Consider the following 24,597-nt stretch of genomic DNA (forward strand, 5'->3'; position numbering starts at 1 on the left):
GACTACCTCAGGCAGTCTACCCCAGCGCATCGTCGTCGGGCTCCTGCTCTAGGCCGTAGCGCAGGGCGGCGGTGACGTTGGGCGCTACGCCGGGGCCACCGCGCAGATCGATGTCGTCTTGCGCGAATGGGCCGCGCTCTTCCAGCTCCTCCTCGCTGGGGCGGAGCTGGAGAAGCGTGAGCTCCAGGTCGTCGTCACGCAAGACGCCGGAGAAAAGCCGCGCCGGGCGGGGGCCGTCGGCGGGGGCGGAGGAGTCGACAAACGAGATCTCCTGGGCGAGCACGACTCCTTCGACCTCGCGCGGCCACGCGAGACGGGCGACGTATTCGGCGAGCTCCTCCGAGCCGGGCAGGATAGTTTCGGGCAGGTCCTGCACGACGAGCGTGAGGGGGGAGTCGCTGGCGTCGGGGTCGAGCTGGTCGATCAACAGGGTGGTGGGGACAAGTGCGAACAGGGTGGGGCCCGCATCCCACCCTTCGGCGTGGACGAACTCCACGGCCTCCATCATCGCCTTGTTCAGCGCCTGCTGCTCGAACATGGGGAACCTTTCCGGTAGCACTAACGTTGGACAACTTAGGCTACACACATATCGGTGCAACAAATTTTTAAGGAGCAGGATTGGCTACCCGCCTAACACAGCCGCAGCCAGGCGCGAAAAAGAACAGATCAGGGCTCGTGGCAACGCTCACGGTCCTTGGTGTGATTCTGTTTCTGGTCCCTCTCGGGGTCGGAATCTACACGGACTGGCTCTGGTACGGGAACCTTGGTTTCCGCGGAGTGTTCAGCAAGGTGCTTGTCACCCGCATCGTCTTATTCCTCTTGTTTGCGGTCCTCGGCGGGGTGGTGGCGTACGCGGCGGCGATGTTCGCGTGGCGCAACCGGCCCCAGGGGGCGCGGGAGGCGCTGGCCGCCGACCCCACGTCGCCGACGGCGCAGTACCGCGCGCAGATCGAGTCCGGGGTCCGCTCGCTGCTCGTGTGGGTTCCGCTGATCGTCGCCGCTTTCTCCGGCCTCGCGGGCCAGAGGGCGTGGCGCACGGTGATGCTGTGGCTCAACGGCGACAGCTTCGGTATCAATGACCCGCAGTTCGGCCGCGACCTCGGCTTCTACGCCTTCGCGCTGCCGGGCATCTCGATGATTGTGAATATGGGGTCGACGCTTCTCGTCGTCGCGTTCCTCGTCGGCCTGGTGGCCCACTACCTGCTTGGCGGGATCCGCATCGGCTCCAACGTCGCCGGCGCGCGCGGCTACATCTCGCGCGCCGCGCGGATTCAGCTGGCCGTGACGGCGGGCCTGTGGATGCTGCTCAAGGCGCTCACGTACTGGCTGGAGCGCTACACGCTGCTCTACCAAGAAAACGACATCTTTACCGGCGCGTCCTACACGGCGATCAACGCCTCCCTCCCCGCCAAAATCGTGCTGATGGTCATCGCGGTCATTGTCGCCGCGGCGTTCTTCGCCTCCATCGTGTTCAAGGACTTCCGCATCCCGGTGCTGGCCACCGTGCTCATGCTGGTGTCCTCGCTGGTGGTCGGCAGCGTGTGGCCGGCCCTACTCGAGCAGTTCTCGGTCAAGCCGAACCGCCAGGCCAAAGAGTTCGAGTACATCGGCCGCAACATCGATGCCACCCGTTACGCCTACGGGCTTAGCGACGACCACGTGACGTACCTCGACAACTGGGGCGCCGAAGACGTCTCGGATGAGCAGGTGGCCAGCGACGAGGCGACGATCGCTAACATCCGACTGCTCGACCCGGACATCATCGCGCCGACGTTCACCCAGAACCAGCAGCTGCGCAACTTCTACGGGTTCCCGGACACCTTGGCAATGGACCGCTACGAGGTCGACGGCGAGATGCGCGACTTCGTCGTTGCCGCCCGTGAGCTGGACCCGAACGCGCTTCGGGAAAACCAGCGCGACTGGATTAACCGCCACACCGTCTACACCCACGGCAACGGGTTTATCGCGGCGCAGGCCAACACGGTGGACGAGGCCGCCCAGGACGCTGGCTCGACCCGCGGCGGGCTGCCCATCTTCACGGTGTCGGATCTGCAGACCAACGCGATCGCGGCGCAGAGCGACGAGGCGGAGCAGCTCGGCATCAAGGTCGACGAGCCGCGCATCTACTTCGGCCCCGTGATCGCCTCCGCCGACGACGGCCTGGACTACGCCATCGTCGGCGATAACGGACAGGGCCCGGTCGAGTACGACACGGACAACGCCAGCTACACCTACCAGGGCGAGGGTGGCGTGAACTTGGGCAACTGGTTTAACCGCGCCGCCTACGCGCTGAAGTACCAGGAGCTCAACTTCATCCTGTCGGATCGTGTCGGTCCTTCCTCGGAGATCCTCTACGACCGTGATCCGCGCGAGCGCGTCGAGCGAGTCGCCCCGTGGCTGACCACCGATTCCACCACCTACCCGGCGGTGATCGACGGCCAGGTGAAGTGGATCGTGGACGGCTACACCACCCTGTCCCAGCTGCCGTACTCCACCCGCACGTCGATGGAGGATACGACGCAGGACGCGCTCAACCCCGACGGGACGACGCAGCGGCTGGTGAACAACAACCTGGGCTACATCCACAACTCCGTCAAGGCGACGGTGGACGCGTACGACGGCACGGTGGAGCTGTACGCGTTCGACGAGGAAGACCCCGTGCTCAAGGCGTGGATGGGCGTTTTCCCGGGCTCGGTGAAGCCGGCTAGTGAAATCTCCGACTCGCTGCGCGAGCACCTGCGCTACCCCGAGGACCTGTTTAAGGTGCAGCGCGAGCTGCTCGCCCGCTACCATGTCGACGACCCGGGCGTGTTCTTCAACAACGACGCCTTCTGGTCCGTGCCCAACGACCCGACCGCGCCCGAGGGCCGCCAGGAGCTCAACCAGCCCCCTTACTACATCGTCGCCTCCGACCCAGAGACGAAAGAGCCGTCGTTCCAGCTGATCACGCCGTTCCGCGGCCTCAACCGCGAGTTCCTCTCGGCGCACATGACCGTGGCGTCCGACCCCGAGAACTACGGCAACATCACCGTGCGCGTGCTACCCACGAACACGCAGACGCAGGGCCCGAAACAGGCGCAGGACGCGTTGATGTCGTCCGACCAGGTGGCGCGTGACCGCACGCTGTGGGAGGGCACCAACGACATGCAGTACGGCAACTTGCTCACGCTGCCCGTCGGCGGCGGTGAGATCCTGTACGTCGAGCCCGTGTACTCGCAGCGTAAGGACCAGGAATCGGCGTTCCCCAAGCTGCTGCGCGTGCTCGTGTTCTACCAGGGCCGGGTGGGCTACGCCCCGACGATTTCGCAGGCGCTGAGCCAGGTTGGCATCGATTCCGCCGCGGCCCAGGACATTGATATCGTGGGCGAGGACTCCGCCGCCATCCGGGATGCGCAGGACCAGGCGTCCCCGACGGCACCGGGCGCTACGGACGCCGGTGGCGGAAGCGCTGACGAGGCCCTGAGGGGCATCGACACGGCGCTGAGGGATCTGGACAACGCGCGCGACGGCTCCTTCGAGGAGTACGGCGCGGCGCTTGACGCGCTCGACCGGGCAGTGCAGGAATACCAGCGCCTGAACCAGTAGGCGGCAGGCGCCATCCCTTGGGGAGAAAGTGCCCTCTCCAGGGGATTTGGCGTTTACTGGGCCAGTCACTATAGTTGGGACACGTTGCCGATGCAGTGCAAACCGCTAAGGCAGCAGGTGAATTACATAACACCCGTCGCGGGGTGGAGCAGCTCGGTAGCTCGCTGGGCTCATAACCCAGAGGTCGTTGGTTCGAATCCAGCCCCCGCTACTAAGATAAGACCCCTACCAGTGCAAATGCTGGTAGGGGTCTTCTTCATTTTGTGATCGGATCGCCATTTGGGGGTTAAACGACAAAATGTGTGTCTGTTGTCGGCGTGTCGCGGGGTTAGATGTGGCCTTTTTGGATGCCGATTGAGTGTGTGTAGTTGGTGTCGATAGCGTTGTCGTAGAGGGCTGGTCGTCCGGTTTCGTGGTCGGCGTGGTTCTCGTTGTGGGTCAGGGTGGATACTTTGGCGAGTTGGTCCTGGCCCCAGTTGGACTGCCTGGCGATCTCAACAGGATCGTCAGGCAGTTCCGTTTACAGATACAGCCACCACTCCAGCATCCGACGCTGATGCTCCCCGGATCGTCCGCGGTGGGTGCGGGTCAGCAGTTTCAGTTGGGCGTTGATGCCGCCTTCAAGGCTGTTGGTGGTGGATTTGATCCGGTTGGCATCGAGGACACCGTCGGGTGGTTCGAGGTAGACGAACAGTAGGTTGTTTCGCCACAGGTGGTTGAGGCTGTTGTAGGCCTTGCGGGTGCGTTCATGCGTCCATGACCAGGTGCGTTGCCGTGTCGCCGGGTCGGTTGTCCACGTTTTCTGGTTCATCCAGTCGCGGTAGACGTTGCCGTATTCGTGTAGCTGCGCACCCCACGCGGCCGCCTCGTCAAGATCGGTGATCTTCGTGAGGTTGAGCGCGAGCTGGTAGATCGCTCGTCCTGCATCGGTGCGTGGGCGTGAGGTGGTGTGTCGGCGTACCACGCGTTGGGCGTGGACGAGACAGCGCTGCACTTTCGTTGTGGGCCAGCATGTCTTGATTGCGCTGGCAGCGCCTTGGCCGCCGTCGATGACAGCGATCAGGGGCGCGGGGATACGTTCGAGGAGCTTTTGGTAGTCGCCGGTGGTCTCACGTGTGCACCAGTGCCAGGCGATGACGTGATCCAAGGTGGCGGCTACGATGAGACACCCGCCGGCGGTGTAGGTGCCGTCGATGAAGACCTGGTCGTAGACCCGGGCCCGACCCCTGGAAGGTGGACACAGGGAATTGAACTTATGCGGTCAAGGTGAGTTTACCGCAGGTGCGGTTTTCGAACTCGAGGGGCGACAGATAATCGCACCATGAGTGTCTGCGCTTCTGGTTGTAGCGCACACACCACGCGAAGACGTCCCGTCTGGCGTGCAGCAGTGAGTCGAAGCGTTTCCGGTTTTGCAGCACCTCGCGTTTCAATGTCGCGTTGAACGACTCCGCTAGCGCGTTGTCTGCGCTGGTTCCCACCGCTCCCATCGATTGGGTCACCCCTAGCATCGTGCATCGTGAGCTAAATGCCTTCGAGGTATAGACACTGCCGTGATCTGAAGAGGGTGTCCGATTGTTTGTGTGCGGGGGCTTGGGTTACAAGTAATCCGCGAATCGGTCAGGGTACGCCACGGCTAGTTGGTTGATGGCTTGTTTCCACCCGGTGGCTTTCGCTCCTTCAATATAGCCGTTGCATTCGATGTCACGTTTCGCTTTCTTCGCTCGCTGGGCAGCGCGCTTGTCCTCGATATTGCAGATCATCAGCCACAGCGTCTTCAGCGCCGCAGTATCGTTCGGGAATTGGCCCCGGTTACGAGTAGCTTTACGCAGCTCAGCGTTGAGTGATTCGATCGAGTTGGTGGTGTAGAGCACCCGCCGTGCCGCAGGCGGGAACTGCAGAAACGGTATGAACCGCTCCCAGGCGTCGCGCCAGACTTTGACCGACTGCGGGTATTTCTGGCCCAACTCTGAGGCCTCGAAGGCATCAAGGCTGGCACGGGCGGTGTCCTCGTTTGCGGCCGTGTAGACCTCACGCAGCGCCCGGGAGACAGATTTGCGGTCCTGGTAGGACACCCACCGGTTCGCAGCCCGAATCAGGTGCACGATGCAGGTCTGCACCATGGAATTTGGCCAGGTTGCCTCCACGGCTTCCGGCAGGCCTTTCAGCCCGTCGCAACAGACGATGAACACGTCTTGGACACCGCGGTTGGCCAGATCCGCGCACACCGATGCCCAGAATGCGGCGCCTTCATTTTCAGCGATCCACAATCCCAAGATGTGCTTGATGCCGTCGATGTCGATGCCAACAGCCATGTAGCAGGCTTTGTTGACGACGCGGTGACCGTCACGGATTTTCACGCGTAGCGCGTCGAGGAAGATCACCGGGTAAAACTCGTCGAGCTGGCGGTTCTGCCAGATCATGACCTCGTCTAACACCGCATCGGTAATCGTGCTGATCGTATCCGGGCTCACATCCACCCCAAGCGTGGTTGCGAGATGGTGCTGAATATCGCGCACCGTCATCCCACCGGCATACAGCGAGACGATCATGTCGTCGAGCTCTGTCAGCCGGCGTGCTCCCTTGGGCACCATCTTCGGGGTAAACGTGCCGGCACGATCCCTGGGCACGGTCACTTCCACTGCGCCATAGCCAGAGTTGACGGTCTTGGTGTACGACCCGTTGCGGTGATTGCCGCCGTGTGTGGGTTCAACCTGGGCTTTGGTTTTACGGTCGGAATGTCCGTAGCCCAAATGCGCATCCATTTCCGCCTGCAGACCAGCGTTGATCGATGCCTGCAACAGGCCTTTGACCAGGTCGCTGGCATCATCAGCGGACGTCGACAGCTCGCTGATCAAGCTGGCGAGCTCAGGATTTTCCATCAGCTTCTCGCTGATCTCGTTGACCCTCGCCGGGTCATGGCCTTTCTTCGGTGACACCGTAGTCATTATCGGTGAAACTCCTTCTAGATCAGAGCCTCACACACAAACTTCCTGACACTCCCGATCTGAATGAAAAATCGCTCCTTTCAGACTGCCTCGGGCGCGCTGTGCTGAGTCCAGCGCATCGATAACCAGATCGACGCGCATGTGGTCAGCAATAGAAAATCCCACCAGCCTGCGGGAATAACAATCGATCACGGTGGCAAGATACATATTGCCGCCACCGGATACCGGCAGGTAGGTAATGTCGCCGACGAGCACGCGATTCGGCGCCGGGGCATGAAACTGCCTGCAAACAAGATCTGGAAAGACACCACGGCCAGCATCTGCCACGGTGGTGCGCACGCGGCGTTTCTTCGTGAACCCCTGGATGCCCATAGTCTTCATGATGCGTGCGACGCGTTTGTGATTGACCACCGCATGCGCCCCCGAATCAGGATCGTTCAACGCCGCGGCGATGCGCTTAGCTCCGTAGAGTCCGTGTTCCTCACGGAACACAGTGCGGATACGAGCACCGAGAACAGCATCGTCAAGAACCTTCTGGCGGCGCGCGGCCTGTGTGTTTTTCCACTTGTAATAGGAAGATCGCCGCACCTTCAGCACGTGGCACATCCGCTTGACCGAATACTCGGTGCGATGGTCCCGGATGAACTTGAAGCGGATCACAAGCCCATCTCTTTCGCAAAATACTGCGCCGCCTTGCGAAGGATGTCTCGCTCTTCTTGAAGAAGCCGGTTCTGCTTCTCGAGTTGTCGGATCCGCTCTAAATCCGATGATGTCCGGGCTCGAGCTGCAGCATCAATCGCGCGGGCTTTTTTGCCCGTGCCATAGCGCTTGACCCAGGCAGCGAGACTGCCACGGTTAACACCGAGATCATGAGCAACCGAATTAAGAGACACACCGTCTGTGTCTTCATACATCGCGACCGCGTCGCGCTTGAACTCCTCAGTATAGGACTTACTGAATCGGCCTGAGTTTTTCGGAGACTACGGGTAAAAGCCTTACTGGGCTCTTCTGGTGGTGTTGAATTCCTCGTAGTCCTGCTCGTATTCGATCGGGGGAACGTCACCGATCGACGAGTGCAGACGTTGGTGATTGTACCAGTAGACCCACGAGGCCGTTTCCGTTTCTACCTCCTGGGCATCCCTCCACGTACGACGTGGATCGAAGCCGATCAGTTCGGTCTTGTAGAGCCCGATCGTTGATTCCATCATCGCGTTGTCCAAGGCGTCACCGGCCGAGCCGATCGAGCCCTGCAACCCGGCCTCGACAAGGGCATCGGTAAACGCCATAGAGGTGTACTGGGCTCCCGCGTCCGAGTGGTGGACGATGCCGGTGGCGGTGAAGTCCATCCTCGTGCGCCGACGGGAAAACAGGGCGTGCTCCAGGGCCATGAGCACCATCCGGGTGTCCATGACCGTGGTGACCACCCAGCCGAGGATCATTCGCGAATAGGCGTCGACAATGAAGGCGACGTAGCAGAAGCCCTCCCGGGTCCAGACGTAGGTGAAGTCCGCGATCCACCACTGATCCGGGTGCGACGGATACGCCCACCGCCGGTTGATCAGGTCCGGGTGCCGGCGGTGGGCCGGGGTGGCCACGGTGGTCTTCTTGCGGTGCATCCCTCGTGACACGCCTTTGATTCCGGTGATCTTCATCAGTCGTTCGACCTGGTCACGGCCAACAGTCATGCCGTCACGGATGGCGGACTTCCAGAGTTTGCGCCGGCCGTAGACCTTGCGGTTGGCCTCCCACAACCGGTAGATGCGGTGGGCGGCGTAGGCCTCGTCGAGTTCAGCGTCCGAGGGGCCGAAGCCGCGGGCCTGATGGTCGTAAAAGGTGCTTGGGGCAATCGCGATGCCATGGGCAGTCAAGGTTTCGCAGATTGACTCGACCCCGAAGCGGTGGCGGTAGGTGCGGATGAACTCCACGATTACCGAAGTTTGCGGTCGAGCTCCGCCTGGGCGAAAAAAGCCGACGCCGTTTTCAAAATCTCATTGGCGCGTCGCAGCTTGGCCACTTCCTTGGCCTGCTCGTCGTAGGCGGCCTGGAGTTGCTGGTAGGACAGGGAACCGGGCTCAGGAGCTTCGGCCTGCTTTTCCTGTTTGCGGATCCAGTTGCGCAGGGTGGATTCCTTCACACCGAGAAGTTCACCGATCTCCCGGCGGGCGCCCGCCTTGGAGATGTCGCCTTCCTCGAGGCGCTCGAAGTACATGCGCACCGCGCGCTCCTGCGTGGCTGCGTCGTACTGACTGGGTCGTGCCATGCTGATCTTCCTCCTAGGGTAAAACCTAGTCTCCGACCAACCCAGGCCGCCTCATACGAGGCATGAACTGAGACTACCCTCCTCCGGCTGTCAACCGGGGCTAGCCTATGTCCACCAACAAGGGGTCAGGTCCCCCGGGCCTGGCCCCCGGAAAGTAGACACGTCGGGGGCTAGCTATGCTGCTTGGGTCAGTGTAGCTGATGTGAGTGCTTCGAAGGTATCGGGGGCTTGAAGGTTGCACCAGGAGTGCCGTCTGCGTGTGTTGTAGCGCATGCACCATCGGAAGACTTCTTGGCGGCAGGTAATGGGATTGTCAAAGACTTTCCGATCACGCAGGACTTCACGCTTTAAGGTGGCGTTGAAAGATTCTGCCAGGGCATTATCGGCACTTGTTCCCACCGCTCCCATGGATTGGCGCACGCCAAGCTGGGTGCAGTGGTCCCTAAATGCTTGTGAGGTGTACACACACTGCCATGATCAGAATGGAAAATTGCCCCTTTAAGGCTTCCACGGACTTTCCTGGCATGAGATAAAGCCTCGATAACCAGCGATACCCGCATGTGATCGGCTAGTGCATGGCCGACGAGTTTGCGCGAGTAGACGTCGATGACCGTGGCCAGGTACATGTTCTTGCCGCCCTTACACGGCAGGTAGGTGATATCGCCTACGTAGACGTGGTTCGGCCTGTCAGCGGTGAATCTGCGGCCTACTAGATCTGGCATGACTCGACGTCCAGGCTTGCGCCTGGTAGTGATACACCGACGGCGCTTAGTAAAGCCTTTTAGCCCCATGGATTTCATAATGCGTGCGACCTTCTTGTGATTGATCGGGCCGAAATCCGTCCCGGCTTTAAGGCTTGCAGCGATGCGTTTAGCACCATAAAGCCCGTGCTCATCATCGAAGATGGTCTTGATTCGTGCACCAATAAGAGCATCGGAACACATCTTTAACCTGCGTTTTTCGCGGGTATTGACCCATTTGTAGAACGAGGAGCGATTGAGCTTTAACACGTGGCACATCCGTGTGATCCGAGTATTCGGTTCGGTGGTCATAGACAAACTGGAAGCGGATTACCAGCGTGTCTCTTTAAGCAAAATATTTCGCGGCCTTGCGCAGGATGTCGCGTTCTTCGCGCAGCTTCGAGACTTCTTTTGTCTCACTGGCGGATTCGTTCAGAATCAGTCGTCGCTTGGGCCTTGTCACGCAGGGTCTTCGTGCGGGCACGTTTGCCGGTGCCGTACTGCTTAAGCCAGGAATAAAGTGAGGAACGATTGATTCCTAGCTCTGCTGAAGCCGCGTGGAGTGAGAGGTCCTCATTGTTTTCGTAGAGGGCCACAGCATCACGTTTGAACTGTTCGGAGTACCTAGGCATGGTGGTAGATTACCTTTCTTCCCAACCCAACCGGGCTGGATATCAGGTGTCTACCTAACAGGGGTCAGGTCCTAGTTCATTAATTTGTATCCATATTCCTATGGAGCTGCTATTGTAATTGCAGGATTTGGCGGGGGTTCTTATTTTCAAACACCTGGTTGTCGAATCTGTCGTAGATTGATGACAGTTATCAACACTGGCATCTGGTTGTTTAGTCAGTTTACGTCGAGAGAGGGCGGGAATGTTGAGTAGGATTAATCAATTCCGACGAGGAGAGGAGGTGGCTCCGTGGGTTGCATTGGCGACGATCCTTGGGAGGGTGTCAGATGGTTTGTGTGTGAGGGATTCCCCTCATACCAAGGAGATGAACCAGAATGACTACCGTGGCACGACGAAACCCAGAGGACTCCGCAAAGATCAAAGCGATCGAGGAAAAGCTCCTCGCCAATCCTGAGATGGCGAAGCTGATCGACGAGCTCGGCACCTCCACCACGGATGCCAACGATCTCGTCCGGGGCCTGCTCCAGGCCTCGATCAACCGGGGCCTCAACGCCGAGATGGATGCCCACCTCGGCTACCAGCACGGCGACCGGAACAGCAAGGAAGCCGCTGGTCAGAACAATTCCCGTAACGGTTCCTACCCCAAGCGGGTCGATTCGAACTACGGACCGGTCGATGTCGCTGTTCCCCGGGACCGTGACGGATCCTTCCTGCCGACAATGGTGCCCAAAGGATCCCGCCGGCTGACCGACGTCGACGACATGATCATCAGTCTCTATGCCGGTGGCATGACCGTCCGAGACATCCAGCACCACATGGCCACCGCCATGGGCGTGGACATCTCCCATGAAACAATCTCCGCGATCACCGATGCGGTCCTCGAGGAGGTCATGATCTGGCAGAACCGCCAACTTGATGAGTTCTACCCCGTGGTCTTCCTCGATGCGTTACGGATCAAAGTCCGTGACGGGGGCCGGGTGGTCAACAAATCCGCGTACCTGGCTATCGGGGTGGACATGGAGGGGATCAAACACATCCTGGGTATCTGGCTGGCTAAAGAGGAAGGAGCCTCGTTCTGGGCGCAGGTGTGTGCCAACCTCGCTACCCGCGGAGTGCACGATGTGTTCATCGTGTGCTGTGACGGGCTCAAGGGTCTGCCGGAGGCTGTGGAAGCCACCTGGCCGGATTCGATGGTCCAGACCTGTGTCGTCCACCTGATCAGGGCAGCAAACCGGTGGGTGGCCTATGGAGATCGTAAGGCGGTGTCCGCCGAGTTGAAGAAGATCTACACCGCCCCCACCGAGCAAACCGCTCTGGCGGCGTTGACGGAGTTCGAGGCCTCCGAGCTGGGGGAAAAGTATCCGCAGTCAGTCAAGGTGTGGCGCGATGCGTGGGACCGGTTCATCCCGTTCCTGGAGTTCCCACCGATGGCTAGGAAGGTGATCTACACCACGAACTCGATTGAGTCGATGAACAACGAGCTGCGTAAAGCCACCCGGAATCGGGTGCAGTTCACCAACGATGAGTCTGCGATCAAAACCTTGTGGTTGATGATCTGCAACATTGAGGACAAACGGGCCGCCAAGCGTGCTAAGCAGGGCAAACGGGTCGCGGCGACCAGCGGCCGGCTGATCGAGGGCAGGCGGGTGACGAACTGGAAGCAGGCCATCAACCAGATGTCTGTGGCTTACCCTGACCGCTTCGAGCCCTACCTCTAATAATCACGCCCCACACACAAACAACTTGACACGCTCATCCTTGGCATTATTGCCCTGGTCCTCAGCATGCTGACGTTCACTCCTTCACAGGCGACAGCGCAGGAGGAGGACGCACCTGGCGCTTCGGAGACCGCAGATACCTCCGTCGAGAAAATTGATGTAGAGCAGCCTGAAGCTCCGGCTGCGGACACAGGAAACACTGGTGACAATTCAACTCAGGATCTAGTTGACGGGTCTGAAGCTTTGACTCCTGCAAAGTCTGCCGGTAAAAACGCAAAGATTTCTACGTTGGCGACCGACGATAGCCCAATTAAGGTCACCGTAGACCGAATCACTAATAACCCGATTGTTGACCCTGAAACTCAGTTGACGGTCGGCGACTCGGCTCGCGTTGAGGGAACTTGGGAAGCTACCCAAACCCTTAACGGTGGCGAAACCTTTACTGTTGGTTTCCCAGATGAGTTGAGCATCCCTGCTAATTACTCCTTCGATGTAACCTCGGACGGTACTGGTGATATCGACGCGGGCGTCAAGATTGGCGAGTGCGTAGTCAACTCTGACAACACCTTTACCTGTACTCTCAACGACGAAGTTAAGGATAAAGAAGATGTCAGCGGTACTTGGTGGATCGCAGCAGAAGCTCGCGAATACATCACTGAAGAGAGCCTGACTTTTGAGGTTCCGGGTGAAGACGTAGTTGTCAAGCTTCCTGGCGATGGCGGCGGCATCTCTGATGGTGCTGGCCCAATGGAGACTGAGAAGAAGGGGCGCGTTCTCGAGGACCGCACCTCCATTAAGTGGACTGTTGATATCGCGGGCGCGCTATTGGTGACCGAGGATGCCGACGAAGATGGCGTTGTCGTATTGGAAGATGAACTTTCCGAGCACCTCAATTTCTGTCGTCCTGGACAGGCCAAGCTTTTCGGTGGACGTCCAAACAACCAGAATGAAATTGGCGAGTTAACTTACGACGATAACGGCAATCTCACCGTTGCTCTCAACGACGGTGAAGAATTCCGCTCGGACTTCCTCTACACCTTGGAATACGTCACTTGTCTTGCTGATGCAGATCTTTTGATCACCGAATCCGGCATTGACAACGATGACTTCGCTAACACCATCGTTATCGGTGAGAAAAAGTACGACGGCATCATCGGTGACTACACCGACTGGGAGCCAGTTGTTCTGCGTAAGGAAGGTTTCCTCCGCGGCGGGGAAGACCGTTTCCAGAAGGCAACGTGGAGAATCTTCGAACACGGTTCAGCACTGGTAGACGCTGAAAACATCACACTGAAGGATGACTTCGGTGCCTCCCAGGAAGTCTGCGAAGGCGGACTGAACATTGCTGTATTCGAGCAGACTCAGCGTCCTGTATGGAACGAAGATGAAAACCGCTTTGAGCAGGGCTGGACTAATATCACCAGCAACTTCTCCGGTGTAAACGGTGTTGCTGACGCAGGTGATAACGGATTCGATACCACCATCGAGTGGAGCAACTTCGACTTCGACCCAACGAAGAACTACCAGTTCCAGTACACCAACTGCTTGACCACCGATGGCATTCCGGATTCGGAAACTGAATTTGGTAATAATGCAGTATTTAACGGTGCAGAGCTTAAGGCGACCACTAAGTCCCCAGGGTTTACCCAAGACAAGTCTGGACGCTTGAACACTGAGCCGAAGGTAGTTGGCGGACAAACCCAGCCTGCTGGTACTACTGTTGACTGGACCGTTCGTGTTGACGGCTACCAGATTGAAGATCTTGACACCCTGGATATCACTGATGAATTCTCTGATACCCAGGCAGTCTGCGAAGCAGGCAATGCGGATCTGAAGGATCGACTGAACTTCAAGCTGGAAGCACGCGACTTCGTAAAAAATGGCGGCAAAGAGACTGTTGATCTCACCGGCGCTACCGATGTCGACCTCACTGGTAATACCCTGACCTTCTCCATGGATGCAGATGAGTTCGGCGAAGATCACTTCAGCCGTGACTACTCCTACTTCATCACCTACACGATGTGTACCTCCAGTGGCGGTCTCGATGAGAAGGGCACCACGTACGGAAACTCTGTTGATGTTAACGGCGTTAAGTTGAACAGTAATGTTGAACAAAGCTGGGACGGCGGCGCCGATGGAAACGGTGTTTCCCGCGGCTCCTTCAGCTTGCTCAAGACTCAAGCAGGCGGCTCCGCAGACTTCGGTGAAGACGCTGAATTCACCGTGCTCGTTGAGGAATTCGCACCTGTCCGTGATGACGATGACAACCTTGTTCCAGCTGATCTGACCGATGCGTCGGTGACTCCGGTTCAGCGCTACGAGATCAAGGTAAAGGCAGATGGCACTCCAGTCTCCGGGCACTACGCTCGTGGTAACAACTGGCAGATCCGTCTGACCGAGGTTGGATTCCCAGAGGACTCTGGCTTCATTTTCGAACCAGGCCGTTTCGTTGACTCCAAGAAGGACGGCGTGACCGTTAGTGAAGATGGCTCTGAAGCTATCATCGCTATTAAGCCACGTGAAAACATTGAGGTGGAACTGCGCAACCGGGCTAACCTGGGCAGCGCAACCATCTCTAAGGAAGTAGTAGGCAAGGCAGCTGATGCAGTTGGTAACCAATCCTTCGAGGTTCTAGCTCGCATCACCAACCCAGACGGCACCAAGACTCAGCAGACTCTTGTGCTTGGAAATAGCGAAGAAGCTACCATCCCTAACCTCAAGGTCGGAACCATCGTTAAGTTCAGCGAGGCTCGTCCTGCTGACAACGACCAGGTAACCTGGGGCGACCCAGAGTTTGTACCAGGTGATGAAATCACTATCACCCAGGACAACCCGAATGTTAAGGTTCAGCTGAAGAACAAGGCTAACGACACCTACGGCACCTTCAAGATTAAGAAGAAGCTAGAGGGTCCTGAGCAGTACAACAGCAATGTTCCTGACACCTACCTTGTCCGCGCAACGTGGACTGACGCAAATGGTCAGTCTCAGAGCAAGGAACTTCAGGTTCCAAAGAACGGCTCCGTCGACTTCGGCGAAGACCTGAAGAACGGCACCGTTGTAACCTTGGAAGAAATCCTTCCGGAAAACGGTAACGGTCTGGCGTGGGGCGTTCCAGCTTGGTCTGGTGACGTCACTGTCGGCGAAAACAACCTTGGCGAAGTAACCATCGGCAAGGACGTGAAGAACGTTAAGCTGAAGAACTACGTCGATAAGAACGATGGCACCATGCGTGTTATCAAGTCTGTCGAAGGCGAAGCTGCTGAAGCTGTGCCAGAAGACGTTGAGTTCACCGTCAAGGCAACGTGGAAGTCCGGCACTGAGTACAAGTCAGAAATCCTGACTATTACCCAGGGTGAGGCAACCGCACTGTCTGAGAAGCTGCCAGTAGAAACGGAAATCACCTTTACCGAACTCGACCTGCCAGAGATTGAAGGCGTCGCGTGGGGCAACATCACCTGGGGCACTGACCCAACTGGTGAGTCCTGGTTGAAGGCGAACCCGGATGGAAGCTACACCGGAATCATTTCCGATAACCCAGAAGAGGGTCGCCTCGTTACAGTAAGCAACGAAGCCCTGTGGGCACCAGGTGCTATCTCTTACGAGAAGTACATCATCACTGATGAATCTGGTGCCGGTATCCCAGCTGCAGAAGCTAACCTGCCAGAAGGCGCTGAGTTTGAGGTCTCCATCGAGAACATCGAACTGCCAGCCGGCAAGGAACTTCCAGCAGATGCAGGCATCGCTGTTGGTGACATCATCACCCTGAACGCTGCTAACGGTTTCAAGTGGGAATCTGACAAGGTTCTGCCTAAGGGCACCACGGTCACCTTCAGCGAATTGACCCCGAAGCCACTGCCAGGTATCGACTGGAGCACCCAGATTAACTACATCGTCAATGGTGAATCCGCCGACGCACCAGCAGCTGACATCGAAGCTAATGAAGTCACCGAGGTTGAAATCCACAACCGCGTTATCCCAACCACGACCGTTGACGTTGACAAGATTGTCACCGGTCCAAAAGGCAACGCTGTAACCAAGGATGAGAACGCACTGTTCCAGGTCACTGCTTCGTGGACCGATGTAGACGGCAATGACCGCCACTGCATCCTGAATGTAGTTCCTGGCCAGCAGGCAGAAGTACACCCAGAACCAGCAAACTGCGATGCATCTATTATCGACGGTAAGCCTTCGTTCCCACTGAACACGGAGATCACCTTCGAAGAAACCGGTGCAACCACCGACGTTTCCAACGTCAAGTGGGCAGAGGTTCTCTGGACGGTTGCGGGCGGCTCCGCCAACATCTCTGAGCTGGAAGGCTCTGAGACCGGCGTAGTTGTTGAATTGACCGGTGAAGCAAACGACCCAGTTAAGCTGTCCTTGGAAAACAAGACCAGCGCTAACGGTCTGATCATCATCCCAATTCCTATCTTCCCAGGTGACCACACCCCAACACCTCCAACCCCAGATACGCCAACTCCAGGTGAGCCTTCCAAGCCAGGTGAGCCATCTGAGCCAACCGATCCATCTGACCCATCCTCGCCAAGCGAGCCAGGTGACACTCCGAAGTCTCCAGGTTCTGGCCCAAGCCAGCCATCTGACGGACCTTCCGGTTCAAAGGGCGGCGGCTTGGCTAACACCGGTGCATCCGTACTCGGCGTTGCAGGCGCAGGTCTGCTGCTGCTAGTCGGTGGTGCATGGTTGGCACTTCGCGGTCGCGGCAACAAAGAAGCCTAAACCAGGCCCCAACAATTAAGAAACAACTATTAAGTAGGAAAGGAGGGAAACTATGTTAAGTATGATTCCAATCGGAATTAACATCGAAGACATCCAGTACGTCGGCTCTTCGGTCGTCGACTGGGGGGTAGACCTCGCTATCTGGCTTTACGAAGCACTGGGTCCAGTCGGAAGCGCAACTTTCGGCAGTAGCGATCCAGCTGGTGGAATTGATATCCCAAAGCCAATCTAAACCTGCAAGCTACTTTGGTAGCTTCTAGGTAAAGACAACTCAAGGGTCTGACTCTGATTTAACATCGGAGTCAGACCCTTGTTTTGTTTCCAGGAAGTATGAATTCACTGCCTACTTAGCTCTCAATTGTTCCCGCTTGTTCCAATTTCATCTATTGCGCTGAGCTTCGGTAATACAACAATACCTATTGATGTATTGAAATGATGGTCAAGTCCCGTGTAGTGGTGTAGCCGTCTAGCTTTCGGCTCGGTATGTAGTTCGGGGTTGTGGTTAGGCGGTTAGCTGGTGATGGTCGCCATGATCATCTCCTGAGTGGTGCATGAGTTGTTTGGTGTGTTCGAGTGCGGACAGTGACATGTAGCGTTTTTGCTGGATCCAATCGTCGTGCTGCTCGGCAAGAACCGCCCCGACAAGCCGGATGATGGATTCGCGGTTCGGGAAGATGCCGACGACGTCGGTGCGCCGGCGGATCTCCCGGTTTAACCTTTCGGTGGGGTTGTTTGACCAGACTTTCGTCCAGACTGGTTTCGGGGCTGCGGTAAACGCCAACACCTCATCGAGGGATTCCTCTAGATAGGCAGCGACCTGCGGGAATTTCGGTTCCAACAGGTCAACTACCTCGCGGGCTTGTCCCCAGGTGGATGCGGCATCGGGTTGCTGGAAGATTTGTCAGCGCTCTTTGAAAAGTAGCCTAAAACGCTCCCCGAAAAGTAGCCCATCCGAAAAAGATTGGATGGGTGATTTCTTTGGAGCAATGGGCACAGATCCGATACCTGCGTGGGCAGGGTTTATCGATACGCAAGATTGCCAACGAGGTTGGCTGCGCGAAGAAGACTGTCGAGCGGGCACTCGCTTCGGATTCGCCTCCGAAGTACTCGACGCGTCGGGTTAAGACCACGAGTTTTGATGCCTTCGAACCACAAGTACGCGCGCTGCTGGCTGAAACTCCACGTCTTAACGCAAAAGTCATCGGACAGCGCGTTGGGTGGACCGGGTCAGAATCGTGGCTGCGCAAAAACATTGCCCGGATCCGACCCGAGTATCTTCCCGCAGACCCTGAATCGGCCTGAGTTTTTCGGAGACTACGGGTAAAAGCCTTACTGGGCTCTTCTGGTGGTGTTGAATTCCTCGTAGTCCTGCTCGTATTCGATCGGGGGAACGTCACCGATCGACGAGTGCAGACGTTGGTGATTGTACCAGTAGACCCACGAGGCCGTTTCCGTTTCTACCTCCTGGGCATCCCTCCACGTACGACGTGGATCGAAGCCGATCAGTTCGGTCTTGTAGAGCCCGATCGTTGATTCCATCATCGCGTTGTCCAAGGCGTCACCGGCCGAGCCGATCGAGCCCTGCAACCCGGCCTCGACAAGGGCATCGGTAAACGCCATAGAGGTGTACTGGGCTCCCGCGTCCGAGTGGTGGACGATGCCGGTGGCGGTGAAGTCCATCCTCGTGCGCCGACGGGAAAACAGGGCGTGCTCCAGGGCCATGAGCACCATCCGGGTGTCCATGACCGTGGTGACCACCCAGCCGAGGATCATTCGCGAATAGGCGTCGACAATGAAGGCGACGTAGCAGAAGCCCTCCCGGGTCCAGACGTAGGTGAAGTCCGCGATCCACCACTGATCCGGGTGCGACGGATACGCCCACCGCCGGTTGATCAGGTCCGGGTGCCGGCGGTGGGCCGGGGTGGCCACGGTGGTCTTCTTGCGGTGCATCCCTCGTGACACGCCTTTGATTCCGGTGATCTTCATCAGTCGTTCGACCTGGTCACGGCCAACAGTCATGCCGTCACGGATGGCGGACTTCCAGAGTTTGCGCCGGCCGTAGACCTTGCGGTTGGCCTCCCACAACCGGTAGATGCGGTGGGCGGCGTAGGCCTCGTCGAGTTCAGCGTCCGAGGGGCCGAAGCCGCGGGCCTGATGGTCGTAAAAGGTGCTTGGGGCAATCGCGATGCCATGGGCAGTCAAGGTTTCGCAGATTGACTCGACCCCGAAGCGGTGGCGGTAGGTGCGGATGAACTCCACGATTACCGAAGTTTGCGGTCGAGCTCCGCCTGGGCGAAAAAAGCCGACGCCGTTTTCAAAATCTCATTGGCGCGTCGCAGCTTGGCCACTTCCTTGGCCTGCTCGTCGTAGGCGGCCTGGAGTTGCTGGTAGGACAGGGAACCGGGCTCAGGAGCTTCGGCCTGCTTTTCCTGTTTGCGGATCCAGTTGCGCAGGGTGGATTCCTTCACACCGAGAAGTTCACCGATCTCCCGGCGGGCGCCCGCCTTGGAGATGTCGCCTTCCTCGAGGCGCTCGAAGTACATGCGCACCGCGCGCTCCTGCGTGGCTGCGTCGTACTGACTGGGTCGTGCCATGCTGATCTTCCTCCTAGGGTAAAACCTAGTCTCCGACCAACCCAGGCCGCCTCACCCCGTGGATACGCTCACCCATCTTCCCGGGCGTGAAATCCAGTGCGACCTGACTTTTGCCGCCGGCGGGCTGCCCGATGCAAACGGTGTGCACCGGCCATTCCCGGTGCTAGTGATGGCGGCATCGCATTCCCGATTCGCCGCGGCTTGTCTGCTTCCGACTCGTACAACTGATGATCTGATAGCTGGGATGTGGCAGCTCATCGAGCGCGACTTTAAAGCCGTGCCCGACCGGCTGGTATGGGACCGGGAAGCCGGCATCGGCAAGGCCCGCCTGTGTGAGCCAGTCGCTGCGTTCGCCGGTGCAATCGGCACCAAGATCGTCCAGGCCCCGCCGAGAGATCCGGAATCGAAAGGCATCGTTGAACGCACCAACGGCTATATGAAGCGCTCCTTTTTCCCAGGCCGGCACTTCAGCAACCCGCAGGATGTGCAAGACCAGCTCGATGAATGGTTTAGCACCGTGGCCAACACCCGCACCCATGCCACGTTGAAAACCCGCCCGATCGATCTGTTTCACACCGACCAACAGTCCATGCGTCCACTTCCGCCGTATACCCCAACGATCGGGATCCGTCCTGCGGTACGCCTGCCACGCAACTACTACATCACCGTCGACACCAACCAATACAGCGTCGACCCCGCCTTCATCGACAGGCTTGTGACCGTGCGCACCTGTCTAGAAGAAATCACTGTCACAGGACCATCCGGCGAAATCGCTGCCTGCCACCGGCGTTACTGGGGCAAACACCACGTCATCACCGACCCTGCCCACCGACACGCCGCACGACGCATGCGACAGCTAATCACCGGACCCCAACGACACAACCACACACCAGACAACGACGTAGAGGTAGCCGACTTAGCCATCTACGACTCAATCGCCTAGCCCCCAAAGAAGATTGGATTCGACTATGCCCCACACGCACGCCCACGACACCCAAGCAACGATTGCGCACCTGTCACAGACGCTGAAAGCCCCACGTATCAACACCGTTTACGCCACCATTGCTGAACAAGCACGCGCAGAATCGTATACCTACGAGGAATACCTCGCCGCGGTACTTTCAGTAGAAGCCACCGCACGCGCTGAATCCGGAGCGCGCCAACGCGTTAAACGAGCCGGTTTTCCAGCAGTCAAAACCATCGCCGATTTCGATTTCAGCGCCCAACCCGGCATCGATCGCGCCGACATCGCTCGACTAGAAACCGGTGCCTGGGTCGCAACCGCTGAAAACGTCGTCCTTCTAGGCCCACCAGGCACCGGAAAAACACACCTAGCTACAGCCCTAGGCATAACCGCTGCTCAGCAAGGCTACCGAGTACTGTTCGACACCGCCGCAGGGTGGATCAACACACTCACCGAGGCACATAACACCGGACGACTCGAATCCGTACTCAAACGCCTAAGCGGATACCACCTGCTCATCATCGACGAACTCGGATACATCCCCGTTGAGGCAGACGCCGCAAACCTGTTCTTCCAACTCGTCTCACGCCGATACGAACACGGATCCATCATCGTCACATCCAACCTGGCTTTTTCCCAATGGGCCCAATGCTTCGGAGACGTCACCGTTGCAACTGCCATGGTCGACCGCATCGTCCACCACGCAAAAATCTTCCAACACCGAGGAGTAAGCCACCGCATCAAAGGCCGCGAACTCACAACACCACAAACAAATCAGGCACAATAACTACGACCACACTGGGCTACTTTTCAAAGAGCGCCAGTGGGCTACATTTCGAAGAGCACTCACAAGATTGTCTGGAACATCGCCGAGACCATCGGCCATTGTGTTTTCGGGACTTTCTCGTAGAGGTTTTTCGCAAAGTGGGTGCGGCACCGCTGCCAGGATGCATCAGGCAGCACTTCGGAGATGGCGTGCTGGATGCCTTCGTGGGCGTCACTGGTGACCAAATAGACACCACGCAGCCCGCGGGCTTTTAGATCTTGGAAGAAGCCTTCCACGATGCGTTGGATTCCGCGGTGGCGACATGCATGCCGAGCATTTCGCGGTAGCCGTCGGCGTTGACCCCGGTGGCAAGCAGTACGGAGCATTTGACCACCCGGCCGCCTTCACGGACTTTGATCGTGAGCGCGTCGCACGACAGGTAGGCGTACCCGCCGGGATCGAGTGGGCGGTTTTTGAAATCTGTGACCATCTCGTCGAGTTCTTCCGACATGCGTGAGACTTGGGATTTCGACATATTGGCAATCCCAAGTGTTGCCACCAGGTCATTCATCCTGCGGGTGGAGACCCCCTTGAGATAGCACGTGGCAATCACCGTTGAGAGTGCCCGTTCTGCACGCGTACGGCGCTCTAACAGCCAGTCCGGGAAGAACGCTCCGTGGCGCAACTTCGGTACTGCCACATCGATCGTGCCGACACGGGTGTCAAGGTCACGGTGGCGGTACCCGTTGCGGTGGTTGACCCGCTCGGTGGAAGCAACACCGTATTCGGCGCCGCAAACGGTGTCGGCCTGGGCGGAGAGGATCTGGTTGATAAACCCTTGCAGCATCTGCCGCATCAGGTCCGGGGAAGCTTGGGCGAGCAGATCATCCAAGTAGGTTGCCGGGTCGATAGAATACGGTGCAGTGGTCATCGTCATGTGCCTTTCGGTGAGATGTGGTAGTTGAGTCGAAAGGTTACTGGCGGTGGCCACCCCACTATTTCGCAGGGCCCACCATCTGCAAGCATTACACCACACTAAGGGGCACAACCCAATGAGATCCCCAACCGACGGGCGACCTCCGAGTTCGATGCCCCGGTTGCGCATTCCAGTACGATCCGGGAGCGGAGCGCGAGGTCCTGGGTGGTTTTGCGTCGCCGGACCCAGCGTTGCAGTTGGTCGCGTTCATCATCGGTCAAGGTCAGTGGGGCTAACGCCGGTCCTCGGTGTGCCATACCCAATTTTACAATGATCCAGCAGCGAATTAACGGCGCAGGACACTAGGCGAGCTTCCCCCAGGGAACCAAACTCCCGGCGATCGTCTGACAGGCCGGAAGGAGTGTCCGGAAGTCGATGTTGATTCCAGTCCCGTCTGATATGACCCATACGGTGCCGCTGACGGGACAATCCATGAGTGAGTTCCTCTGGATAGCCCGGGGGTTGAGTGGGGGTAAGCGGTTCTCCGACAGATCGGACGGACTGTTCTCGCCACGGGCCCCACTGGTGACTCGCGGGGAGAAGCATCAGTGCGTGGGCTTTTCTTCGTGGTCGATGCCGGCGTGTTCCTGGCCCTTCTGGAAGTTGAGCAGGCGAAGCGCGTTCGCGACGACGATGAGGGTGGATCCCTCATGGATGAGCACGACGGCGCCGATATTAAGCCCAAGGAAGGTCGCGATGATGAGGAAAACGACGATGGCGAGGCTGGCGATGAGGTTCTGTCGGATGATCCGGCTGGCGGCCCGGCTCAGCCGGACAGCGAACGGGATGCGTCCGAGGTCGTCGCTCATCAGCGCGATGTCGCAGGTCTCTAACGCGACCGTCGACCCGGCAGCACCCATCGCAATGCCGACGTCAGCGCGGGCCATCGCGGGGGCGTCGTTGACGCCGTCGCCGATCATCGCGATCGGGCGGTATGTCTTGGCCAGGCTCGTGATGTGAGTGACCTTGTCCTCGGGGAGGAGCTCTCCGATCGCCGTGTCGACGCCGACTTCCTGACCTACCGCGTCGGCGACCCGCTGATTGTCGCCGGAGATCATGACCAGATGGCCGACCCCTGTGTCCCGGAGCGCGTTGAGCACCTGGGCGGATTCGGCGCGGGAGGCGTCCATCACTCCCACGACCCCCAGGAAGCGGTCACCACGACGCACGATCATCAACGTCTGCCCAGAGTCGCGGGCTTCGGCGTAGGCCTTGGCCAGCGAGGAGGGCAGTTCAAGCTGCTGTTCGTCGAACATGCGCAGGTTGCCGATTTCGACCCGCTCTCCGTCGATCGTCGCGGTGATGCCGCGGCCGGTGAGTGCCGAGAGGTCGGTGGCCACCAGCCGCCCGGTCTCGGGGACGCGGGGTGCAAGGTCGCGGACGATCGCGGCGGCGAGGGGGTGGTCGCTGAGAGATTCGACCGACACGAGTGTCGGGATCAGTTCCGATTCGGACGTGTCATCGGCGGGAACGAGCGAGGTCACTCGTGGTGCGCCCCACGTGAGGGTGCCGGTCTTGTCGAACGCTATCGCCTCTACTCGTCCGAGTGTCTCGAGCGGGGCACCGCCCTTGACGAGCACGCCGGCCCGGGCAGCGCGAGCCACACCCGCCAGGACCGCGGCTGGGGTGGCGATCGCGAGAGCACATGGACTCGCGGCGACGAGCACGGTCATGGCGCGGTAGAAAGCGTCGGAGAACGGTTGCGCGAACACGAACATCGACACCAACAAGGTGGCGATGACCCCGAGGATCACGGCGGGCACGTACCAGCGCTGGAACCGGTCGATGAACTGCTGGGTCGGGGACGCGGCCTGGTCGGCGGTGCGAACGAGCTCGACGACTTTGCTCAGCGTTGAGTCGGCGGCGGTCGCGGTGACCTCGATCTCGAGCACGCCGGACCCGTTCACGGTGCCGGCGAACACTCGATTGGCGGCGGGGAGGGTGTCAATCGTGTGCATCGTCCGCTGTGGGTCGGCCACCGGTTCCTTCTCCACGGGGATCGACTCGCCCGTGACCGCTGATTGATCAACGGCGGACATCCCGGAGATCACGAACCCGTCCGAGGGGATGCGGGAATTCGGGCGGATGACCACGATGTCTCCGACCACGAGCTCCTCCACGGGCACTTCCACGGGTTCGGTATCACCGCGGCGCACCAGGGCGCTGCGGGGGGCGAGCTCGGCGAGGGCCTCAATGGACTTGCTGGCGCGGCTGAGGGCGTACTCCTCGAGGGCGTGGCCGAGGCTGAACAAGAACAGCAGCACCGCTCCCTCCGCCCACCGGCCGATGAGGGCAGCGCCGACCGCGGCGACAAGCATGAGGAAGTCAACCTCGAACTTCCCCCGCAGCGTGGAGGAGATAGCGGTGCGGATGGTGAAGAACCCACCGAAGAAGTAGGTGGCGAGAAAGAACGCCAACGGCCATCCGACCATCGGCAGCCCCAAGGCGAACTGCGCAATCATCCCACCGGCGTAAGTGACGCCGGCGGCGATCGCGAACCCCAACTCCCAGCGTGCGGAGCCGTGGGCATGATCGCCGGTAGGGGTGGTCGGCGCTGTCGGTGTCAGGGTTGTGGGGGATCCGTTCGGGGCAGCGTAGTCGCCGGGGTCAGGGTCATGATCGTGCTCGCTCATGCCTGTAGCCTAACGGGGAAAACCCCTTATTGAAAGCTTATTAAAATCCT

10 protein-coding genes, 1 tRNA gene, 8 pseudogenes and 2 other annotated features are annotated in these 24,597 nt (G+C 58.9%); of the genes and pseudogenes, 8 read left to right on the forward strand and 11 right to left on the reverse strand.

Annotation, left to right across the window (positions count from 1 at the left end):
• Window positions 1–16: 16 nt before the first annotated feature.
• The gene (locus BLS40_RS10430; protein WP_092151883.1) at window positions 17–538 is read right to left on the reverse strand and encodes a PPA1309 family protein; all 522 of its coding nucleotides are present in this window, start codon (window positions 536–538) and stop codon (window positions 17–19) included.
• An 80-nt stretch (window positions 539–618) separates the two neighbouring features.
• Between BLS40_RS10430 and BLS40_RS10435 the strand changes: the two genes are divergently transcribed.
• Both BLS40_RS10435 and BLS40_RS10440 read left to right on the forward strand, forming a co-directional pair.
• Window positions 619–3,585, forward strand: coding sequence for a UPF0182 family protein (locus tag BLS40_RS10435; RefSeq protein ID WP_092151885.1), 2,967 nt, complete (start codon window positions 619–621; stop codon window positions 3,583–3,585).
• A 137-nt stretch (window positions 3,586–3,722) separates the two neighbouring features.
• A tRNA-Met gene (locus BLS40_RS10440) sits at window positions 3,723–3,796 on the forward strand.
• 117 nt (window positions 3,797–3,913) lie between these two features.
• On the opposite strand, the pseudogene BLS40_RS10445 reads toward BLS40_RS10440, so the two are convergent.
• From BLS40_RS10445 to BLS40_RS10475, 6 genes and pseudogenes are all read right to left on the reverse strand, one after another.
• Window positions 3,914–4,822, reverse strand: a pseudogene (locus BLS40_RS10445) (IS1249 family transposase); the annotation flags it as partial.
• 16 nt (window positions 4,823–4,838) lie between these two features.
• A pseudogene (locus BLS40_RS11120) lies at window positions 4,839–5,144 on the reverse strand (integrase core domain-containing protein); the annotation flags it as partial.
• Window positions 5,145–5,180: 36 nt separating this feature from the next.
• Entirely contained in the window at window positions 5,181–6,530 is a 1,350-nt protein-coding gene (locus tag BLS40_RS10455) for an IS256 family transposase (RefSeq protein ID WP_092151888.1), read from the reverse strand.
• A gap of 57 nt (window positions 6,531–6,587) precedes the next feature.
• A pseudogene (locus BLS40_RS10460) lies at window positions 6,588–7,444 on the reverse strand (IS3 family transposase); the annotation flags it as partial.
• A gap of 81 nt (window positions 7,445–7,525) precedes the next feature.
• A protein-coding gene (locus tag BLS40_RS10470) for an IS3 family transposase (RefSeq protein WP_092151894.1) occupies window positions 7,526–8,790 on the reverse strand; the annotation gives its coding sequence in 2 pieces (ribosomal slippage) (window positions 7,526–8,499 and window positions 8,499–8,790; 1,266 coding nt in all).
• Window positions 8,369–8,500, reverse strand: a sequence feature (AL1L pseudoknot). It overlaps the preceding gene by 132 nt.
• A gap of 174 nt (window positions 8,791–8,964) precedes the next feature.
• Window positions 8,965–10,162, reverse strand: a pseudogene (locus BLS40_RS10475) (IS3 family transposase).
• A gap of 374 nt (window positions 10,163–10,536) precedes the next feature.
• On the opposite strand from BLS40_RS10475, the gene BLS40_RS10480 reads away from it, so the two are divergent.
• Together BLS40_RS10480 and BLS40_RS10485 are read left to right on the forward strand one after the other, a co-directional pair.
• Window positions 10,537–11,880, forward strand: coding sequence for an IS256 family transposase (locus BLS40_RS10480; RefSeq protein WP_092150768.1), 1,344 nt, complete (start codon window positions 10,537–10,539; stop codon window positions 11,878–11,880).
• 66 nt (window positions 11,881–11,946) lie between these two features.
• Window positions 11,947–16,614 (forward strand): DUF5979 domain-containing protein, encoded by a 4,668-nt coding sequence (locus tag BLS40_RS10485; RefSeq protein WP_157672477.1) that lies wholly within the window; start codon window positions 11,947–11,949, stop codon window positions 16,612–16,614.
• 502 nt (window positions 16,615–17,116) lie between these two features.
• Here BLS40_RS10485 and BLS40_RS10490 read toward each other — a convergent pair.
• Window positions 17,117–17,512: pseudogene (locus tag BLS40_RS10490) on the reverse strand (transposase); the annotation flags it as partial.
• Between the two features lie 71 nt (window positions 17,513–17,583).
• On the opposite strand from BLS40_RS10490, the pseudogene BLS40_RS11410 reads away from it, so the two are divergent.
• Window positions 17,584–17,688, forward strand: a pseudogene (locus BLS40_RS11410) (helix-turn-helix domain-containing protein); the annotation flags it as partial.
• 72 nt (window positions 17,689–17,760) lie between these two features.
• Window positions 17,761–17,904 (forward strand): annotated as a pseudogene (locus tag BLS40_RS11415) (IS21-like element ISMyma9 family transposase); the annotation flags it as partial.
• Window positions 17,905–17,943: 39 nt separating this feature from the next.
• Here the strand turns inward: BLS40_RS11415 and BLS40_RS10500 are convergent.
• Window positions 17,944–19,208 (reverse strand): IS3 family transposase gene (locus tag BLS40_RS10500; RefSeq protein WP_092151894.1). Its coding sequence is split into 2 segments (ribosomal slippage): window positions 17,944–18,917 and window positions 18,917–19,208, totalling 1,266 coding nucleotides; the frame shifts between segments, so codons are not numbered across the junction.
• Window positions 18,787–18,918, reverse strand: a sequence feature (AL1L pseudoknot). (Overlaps the previous gene by 132 nt.)
• Window positions 19,209–19,266: 58 nt before the next feature.
• Here BLS40_RS10500 and BLS40_RS10505 point away from each other — a divergent pair.
• Window positions 19,267–20,151: a Mu transposase domain-containing protein gene (locus BLS40_RS10505; RefSeq protein ID WP_092151900.1), complete on the forward strand. Its 885-nt coding sequence runs from the start codon at window positions 19,267–19,269 to the stop codon at window positions 20,149–20,151.
• 25 nt (window positions 20,152–20,176) lie between these two features.
• A complete protein-coding gene (istB, locus tag BLS40_RS10510) occupies window positions 20,177–20,959 on the forward strand; it encodes an IS21-like element helper ATPase IstB (RefSeq protein ID WP_092151902.1) in 783 nt (260 codons plus the stop codon).
• A 65-nt stretch (window positions 20,960–21,024) separates the two neighbouring features.
• Here the strand turns inward: istB and BLS40_RS10515 are convergent.
• A pseudogene (locus BLS40_RS10515) lies at window positions 21,025–21,869 on the reverse strand (IS256 family transposase); the annotation flags it as partial.
• Window positions 21,870–22,459: 590 nt separating this feature from the next.
• Window positions 22,460–24,547, reverse strand: a complete 2,088-nt coding sequence (locus tag BLS40_RS10525) for a heavy metal translocating P-type ATPase (protein WP_076600011.1) — start codon at window positions 24,545–24,547, stop codon at window positions 22,460–22,462.
• Window positions 24,548–24,597 lie beyond the last annotated feature (50 nt).

It is taken from the genome of Corynebacterium mycetoides (assembly GCF_900103625.1).
Classification (GTDB): domain Bacteria; phylum Actinomycetota; class Actinomycetes; order Mycobacteriales; family Mycobacteriaceae; genus Corynebacterium; species Corynebacterium mycetoides.